We start from the raw sequence: 6,645 nt of genomic DNA, 5'->3' as shown, positions 1-6,645 counted from the left end.
GTAGCTGAATGCATATTAAAGCTAGATAAAGCTATAGCATTCGATTTAACTAGTGAAATAGCAGAGACTAGTCGGTTTGTAATTGTAGATGAACATGAGATAGCCGGTGGTGGAATAGTACAAGCAGCTTTAGAGGATGAACAAAGCTGGGTAAGAGAGAAAGTAATGCTTAGAAATTATAAATGGGAAAAGAGCCATATTACTAATGATGAACGAGCTGAGAAGTATAATCAAAAGTCAACTTTAGTCGTAATTACTGGCGAAGAGGATGTTGGAAAGAAACCGACAGCTAAGGCGTTAGAGAAGAGATTATTTGATGATGGTAAGATAGTTTACTTCTTAGGCATTGGTAATCTACTATATGGAGTAGATGCGGACATTAAAGGTCAAAGTAATAATCATCGGGAAGAACATTTAAGAAGATTAGCTGAAGTGTCACATATTATGCTTGATGCTGGAGCAATCCTAGCTGTTACAGCGGTAGAATTGACACAAGAAGATCTAGAGCTAATTAAGACTACGGTTAATGCAGATAAGATAGAGACAGTTTGGCTTGGTGAGAATGTGACTACGGATATAGATTATGATTTACATATACCGGAGTTTGAGGAAGTAGAAGATGCAGCGCAGCAGATTAAGAATTTACTGCAAGAACGTGGGATTATATTTAATCCAGGGTTTAATTAGTTTACAGTGAAGCGCGGAAAAGAGTTTATGAATTAGAAGCAGAGTCTAACGTAGGCTGGGTGAGACAGTTAAGACCAGTTTCAAAATGAAATTTAGTAGATTATATTAAAAAGTTTCGAGTTGAATGATAGATTGTAACTGAAGTTTAATGTTTATTATATTACTTAGAAAAATGAGAAGGCTTGGTGGTGAATGTTAAGATGAATAAAAAGGAATCTAAGACTTCATTAGAAGGTTTTAAGGAAGATGCTCCTGAACCTCAGGGAATAACAGAAGATAAAGAACAAGTTGATAATGACAGTAATGAGCAAACTGTCAACCGTCAACCATCAACTGTCAATTCGACGACAAGCTCAAAGAATATTATGTGGCACGAGGGTAAGGTCACGTATGAGGATAGATGCAAGAACCTAACCCAAAATGGAGTCGTCGTCTGGTTTACAGGTCTTTCTGGTTCTGGAAAGTCTACAATAGCTGTAGAAGTGGAAAAAGAGTTACTTAAACAAGGCAAGGCTGTTTATAGGTTAGATGGAGATAATGTCAGACATGGTTTGAACTCTGATCTTGGTTTTGCTAAGGAAGATCGAGATGAGAATATACGACGAATAGCAGAAGTGGCTGCCTTGTTTAAGGATGCGGGATTGATAACGTTAGCTTCATTTATTTCTCCTTTTCAGGAGATGCGGGATTTTGCGAGAGAAAGAGCAGGGGAAGATAGTTTTATTGAAATTTATGTAAAGGCTGATGTACCAACTTGTGCTGAACGTGATCCGAAGGGATTATATCAGAAGGCTAAACAAGGTGAGATAGATGATTTTACAGGTGTTTCTTCACCATACGAAACACCTGAAACTTCAGATGTAATTATAGATACAGATAAGTTATCTATTGGAGAATCAGTACAAAAGATATTGGAGGTAATTGCTAATGAGCAATAAATTACGGCGAATATTCAAAAGTATTACTTGGCGAATGACAGCTACTACTACAACAATTTTAATAGTGTATTTTTTAAGTGGTGAGCTAAAGGTAGCTGGAGGAGTAGCCCTATTGGAAGTGATTTTTAAGACAATAATTTATTATTTACATGAAACAATCTGGGATAAATTTAAGGCTATCCCAGAAAATAAGAGAGAGTAATATGCCAATTGATTTTTTATTCACTTTAATCATTAAAATATGTCTGAACTTAAATATCTCTCTCCAGTATCAGGAGCCATTGTTAGAATAGTTTTACCTGCACCAACTTCTTTGGCTGCTTGAATAGCAGTCCAGACCGCTGCACCTGTTGATGGGCCAACTAAAATTCCTTCCGTAGCTAATTGTCTAACAGTTTTTAGAGCATCTTCATCATTAATTCTATAAACTCTATCATAAATATTTGTATTTAGGGTGTCAGGAATGAAACCAGGACCAGTACCAGGTATCTTATGATCACCAGACTTTCCACCAGAGATAACAGGGGAATTTTCTGATTCGACAATATAGATTTTTAGGTTAGGGAATTCTTTTTTTAACTCTTCACCAGTGCCAGATACAGTCCCACCAGTTCCAGCAGTGCTAATAAAGAGATCTAGATTATCAAAAGTTCTAACTATTTCTTGTGCAGTAGTATGGCGATGAGCGTTTGGATTAGCTGGGTTTTTGAATTGATTAGGCATAAAACTATTTTTAGTCTTTGTTAATAATTCTTCTGATTTTTTTACTGCACCTGTCATTCCTTTATTAGCAGGAGTTAATATAACTTCCGCGCCATAGGCTTTCATTATACTTATTCTTTCTTCAGAAGCTGATTCAGGCATAATTAAGATAGCTTTGTATCCTTTAACAGCGGCGGTCATAGCTAACCCAATTCCTGTATTTCCACTAGTAGGCTCAATAATCGTACCACCAGGTTTCAAGGTTCCTCCCTTTTCAGCTTGTTCAATCATATTATAAGCAGGTCGAGCTTTAACACTTCTAGTAGGGTTAAAAGACTCTAGTTTGATATAAATATCAGCAATATCTTTAGGAAGCATTTTATTTAATTTAACAACTGGAGTATTACCGATTAATTCTAAAACATTATCTGCGATTTGCATAGTTATCTTCCTTTCTTTTTCACTAATCACTGTTTGATTTCTTTTAAGAAAGATTTGTCAACTAATCCTGTAACATCAGTACTTTTCTTAATTACACCTAAATCACCAGATATATTAGCAAATTCTTGGATGATTTCAGGGTCAATATTAGAGGTAAGCTTAGTTCTAGTTAATGCTTGATCTAAGATATTAATCGATAATTTTTGTTTAGTAATTCTTTTAATTTCTTGTTGAATTAATTTTAAGCTTTCTTTTCTATTATTTTTAATAAAGTTAATATTATCCTCATTAACTTTTAAGAATTTCTTTACTAATTTAGGATGATCTTCAGTAAATTCAGTAGTGGTAGCAATTACAGTAGCAGGCATTTTACCGCCCCAAGGCATTTCATTCCAGTTTACTAGAATTTTAGCGTCAATCTTTTCTTCCATTACGGCAGCCCAAGGTTCGGAGACAACAGCAGCGTCAATCTGTTCTTGTTCAAATAATCCCATCATGGCAGCTGGTTTTTGTAGAACTTGTTTAATATTGCCTCCGCGCTTCTTCATTTTAAGGTCATTATTCCATAAGAATCTTCTTAATAAGAGGTCATGGCTACAAGCTAAACCAGGGGTAGCGATAGTCTTATTTGCTAAATCGATAGGAGAAGAGATGTGACTACTTTCATTACCAACAATTACATTGCCAGCAATACTGGCACTAGCTAAAACTTTTACCTTTGCACCTTGTAAATAACGATTTAATACTGGTCCAGGACCTACATAACCGATATCAACTTGACCTGTAGCTATAGCATCCATAAATAGTGAACCTTTTGGAAAGGTTTTAAAATTAACCTTGATGCCTTCAAATTCCTTCTCAAAACTTTCATTAGCCACTCCTAAAATTCCTGGAGCATGAGTAAGATTAGGGAAGTAACCAATAGTAATCTCTTTTACTTTAGTGCTTGTGTTTGCACTTTCATTTCCACAACCTGTAATCACCAAAATACCGATTAATAAAATTAACATTAATAAAATCTTCTTATTCATTATTATTTCCTCCTTGCATTTATTAGTAGAAAGTGATAAATATATTGAATTTGTTACTTTTTAATTGTTTAATAGTCCCCAACGCTCTAAAACTTTATCCTCTAGAGGTTTGAAAATGATTCTATCAGTTAAGCTTCCTAAAGTAGCAATAATAATCATAACCGAAATAACCATACTCATATTTCCCATTTCTCTACCCCACATTAAAATCCGACCCAGTCCGTTTCCACTACCTAATAACTCTCCAGCCATTAAAGCACGCCAACAGAATGCCCAAGATAATCTCATTCCAGTAATTAAATGGGGGATGGCCGCTGGAATAGTAACCTTAAAGAATAAGTTGTGTTCTTTAATTCCCATAGTTTTAGCAGCTTTAATTAAGAGTGGATCAACATTTTTAATTCCGGTTGATGCATTAATTACCATATTCCAAGTACCACCTAAGATTACTACAAAGATGATTGCTGCTTCTCCCATACCAAACCATAAGATGGCTAATGGCAGCCATACAATAGAGGGAATACTTTGTAAAGCTAAAATAAATGCACCTAGGGTTTCGTCAATCAATTTAGAAGAGGCTATAATCAATCCTAGTATAGTACCAATAATTAAAGCCAAGCTATAGCCAATCAATAATCTTTTAAAACTATATTTTAAAGATGTGATAAAAGAACCATCAATGATCCCGAGATATAATGTTTCTCCAACCTGCATAGGAGATGGAAAAAGAATTGGTGACCAAATTTGTAATTTATATAGAACTTCCCATATCGCGATCAGGATCCCAAGGAAGAGAACCTTCTTCAAAGTGGTAATCATCATCCATTTCCTCCTTCATTGTTTTTTCTATTTCTTCTTTGAGTACATTCATAATTTTACTTTCTAATTCCAATAAATATTTTTTATTCTTGTTTCTTGGTCTTCCAGCTTTAACTTCAAATATTTCTTTGATCGTACCTGGTTGAGTACCAAATACAACTATTCTATTAGATAATTGTACTGCTTCTCGGATATTATGAGTTACAAAGAGAATAGTTTTTTTTGTTTCTAACCAAATTTTTTGTAATTCAAATTGTAGCATCATTCTTGTTTGTTCATCTAAGGCACCAAAGGGCTCATCCATCAACAAAGTTTTTGGATTTATAGCTAAAGATCTAGCAATAGCAGTTCTTTGTTTCATTCCTCCCGATAGCTGATGAGGATAAGAGTCTTTAAATTTACTTAAATGCACTTTTTTAATATGATTTAATGCGTTTTTTTCAATTTCATTATCAGTTAAATCTTTAGATTTTAATCCGAATTTAACATTTTCTAATACTGTTAACCAAGGAAATAGTGCAGCCTCTTGAAAAACTACTCCTCGATCTACCCCTGGATCTGTAATAGGCTTATTATCTATCAATACTTCTCCATTAGTCGATGATTCTAAACCAGCTACAATATTAAGTAAAGTAGATTTACCACAGCCTGAAGGACCAAGTAGAGAAACAAATTCACCTTCTTTAATTGTAAAATCTATATTATTTAACACTTCTAGAGTAGAACCATCCTTTTGTTGAAAATCTTTAAAAATATTTTTTATTTTAATCATCTGCTAATCCTCCTTCTCTAATACCAAGTATTACTATAGGTTTTAATGTGTTTCTTTCTGCCATTATATATACTTAGACTAAACTTGTCAACAATAAATATAAAATATTTTAAAAAACTACTGGATATAGAGGATGTCTACAAAGTTTATTAATTTCTCTTGACAGTGTGTACACTCTTTGATAAAATTATAACAACATATAAACCTATTGATTTACTAGGCATTAAAAACTTAAAGGAGGCTAGAATAAGGAATAAAATTTTTAAATAAAAACCTAGTAATTCTATTGGTATTTATGATTTAACAAAGTTCTTATTCTTATATGAAGTTGAAGATTAGAAAAAATATTCATTAGTAATTGGAAGTGAGTATTTAAAAAGATGTGGCGAGAACTTTAAAGAGTATGATTAGGCAATTAAATAATGCCTTACAAGTGAAATGAAGCACATACTAATAATTTTAAGGAGGTATACAATGAAGAAAAATCAAAAGAATATTATATTAATTTTGACATTAGTTGTGATAATGCTGAGTTTTGGGGTAACAGTCCAGGCAGAAAGTAAATTAAAAGTAAATAGAATGGAAGTAGAATTAAAACCAGAATATGATAGTTCAGATATGTTTACTATTTATGATACATACTTAAAAAATACTTCTACTGAAGTATATTCAGGTACCGTTAAATTCTTAGTGCCTAAAGGGGCTAAGATTGAAAATGTATGTGAGATTACAGGTGCTGGTAATCATAATTGTCAATTATATGATGTAAAACTTAAAGGAGATCAGAAATTAATTACTTGGGAAATAGGCCAGTTACAGCCTGGGGAAGAATATCATGCATATCTAGAATATTATTATAACCCATTAGAGATTACTGGTAATAGTAGGGTAATTAATTTTGATTATGAAACAACTTATAATATTAAAAACTTTAACTTTAAAGTTACTGAACCTTTAAATGCTAGCAATTATTCAGCTAATTTAAATGAAGCTAGAGTGCAGACTGATGGCTATGGACTTAAAAACCATTTTTATCAATTAGTGAATTTAAATGAAGGAGAAAATGTCAACATAACAGTTAAATATGATCGTTCTAACACTGGACCATCTATTACTAGAACTAATAATCAAAATACAGACGCAGTTGCTAGTCAACAGCCTGTTAGTAATGAATCGAATTCTAATAATTCAATGTTATTAATTTTAGCAATTATTATTATTGGGATAATGGGCTATTTTATTTATAATATGATTA

General features: G+C 32.9%; 8 protein-coding genes. 4 read left to right on the top strand and 4 right to left on the bottom strand.

Going from position 1 to position 6,645, the window contains the following annotated elements:
* From B5D41_RS13745 to B5D41_RS13735, 3 genes are all read left to right on the top strand, one after another.
* On the top strand, window positions 1-687 hold a 687-nt coding region (locus B5D41_RS13745), incomplete at its 5' end, for an adenylyl-sulfate kinase (RefSeq protein ID WP_143555739.1).
* 365 nt (window positions 688-1,052) lie between these two features.
* Window positions 1,053-1,625, top strand: a complete 573-nt coding sequence (gene cysC, locus B5D41_RS13740) for an adenylyl-sulfate kinase (RefSeq protein ID WP_234983971.1) — start codon at window positions 1,053-1,055, stop codon at window positions 1,623-1,625.
* Window positions 1,615-1,827: a DUF2061 domain-containing protein gene (locus B5D41_RS13735; protein ID WP_078811195.1), complete on the top strand. Its 213-nt coding sequence runs from the start codon at window positions 1,615-1,617 to the stop codon at window positions 1,825-1,827. Before cysC ends, B5D41_RS13735 begins: the two co-directional genes overlap by 11 nt.
* Window positions 1,828-1,859: 32 nt before the next feature.
* Here the strand turns inward: B5D41_RS13735 and cysK are convergent, their stop codons facing one another.
* Genes cysK through B5D41_RS13715 form a run of 4 tightly spaced genes read right to left on the bottom strand, consistent with a single transcriptional unit; the run spans window position 1,860 to window position 5,390 of the window.
* On the bottom strand, window positions 1,860-2,768 hold the full coding sequence (gene cysK, locus B5D41_RS13730) for a cysteine synthase A (protein ID WP_078811194.1): 909 nt from the start codon (window positions 2,766-2,768) through the stop codon (window positions 1,860-1,862).
* A 26-nt stretch (window positions 2,769-2,794) separates the two neighbouring features.
* Entirely contained in the window at window positions 2,795-3,799 is a 1,005-nt protein-coding gene (locus B5D41_RS13725; RefSeq protein ID WP_078811193.1) for an aliphatic sulfonate ABC transporter substrate-binding protein, read from the bottom strand.
* Between the two features lie 60 nt (window positions 3,800-3,859).
* A complete protein-coding gene (locus tag B5D41_RS13720) occupies window positions 3,860-4,618 on the bottom strand; it encodes an ABC transporter permease (protein ID WP_078811192.1) in 759 nt (252 codons plus the stop codon).
* Window positions 4,551-5,390, bottom strand: coding sequence for an ABC transporter ATP-binding protein (locus B5D41_RS13715; protein ID WP_078811191.1), 840 nt, complete (start codon window positions 5,388-5,390; stop codon window positions 4,551-4,553). The genes B5D41_RS13720 and B5D41_RS13715 overlap by 68 nt, the downstream gene beginning before the upstream one ends.
* A 474-nt stretch (window positions 5,391-5,864) precedes the next feature.
* Here B5D41_RS13715 and B5D41_RS13710 point away from each other — a divergent pair.
* Window positions 5,865-6,645: hypothetical protein (locus B5D41_RS13710; RefSeq protein ID WP_143555738.1), on the top strand; the 781-nt coding region annotated here is incomplete at its 3' end.

Source organism: Selenihalanaerobacter shriftii (assembly GCF_900167185.1).
GTDB lineage: Bacteria > Bacillota > Halanaerobiia > Halobacteroidales > Acetohalobiaceae > Selenihalanaerobacter > Selenihalanaerobacter shriftii.
The sequence above is the reverse complement of the archived record's forward strand: the minus strand, read 5'-3'. Positions and strand labels throughout refer to the sequence as shown.

What these genes read in the sequence shown, in the direction of transcription:
- cysK (WP_078811194.1), bottom strand. Translation starts at nt 2,768, where the DNA reads ATGCAAATCGCAGATAATGTTTTAGAATTAATCGGTAATACTCCAGTT.
- B5D41_RS13725 (WP_078811193.1), bottom strand. Translation starts at nt 3,799, where the DNA reads ATGAATAAGAAGATTTTATTAATGTTAATTTTATTAATCGGTATTTTG.
- B5D41_RS13735 (WP_078811195.1), top strand. Translation starts at nt 1,615, where the DNA reads ATGAGCAATAAATTACGGCGAATATTCAAAAGTATTACTTGGCGAATG.
- B5D41_RS13715 (WP_078811191.1), bottom strand. Translation starts at nt 5,390, where the DNA reads ATGATTAAAATAAAAAATATTTTTAAAGATTTTCAACAAAAGGATGGT.
- B5D41_RS13720 (WP_078811192.1), bottom strand. Translation starts at nt 4,618, where the DNA reads ATGATTACCACTTTGAAGAAGGTTCTCTTCCTTGGGATCCTGATCGCG.
- cysC (WP_234983971.1), top strand. Translation starts at nt 1,053, where the DNA reads ATGTGGCACGAGGGTAAGGTCACGTATGAGGATAGATGCAAGAACCTA.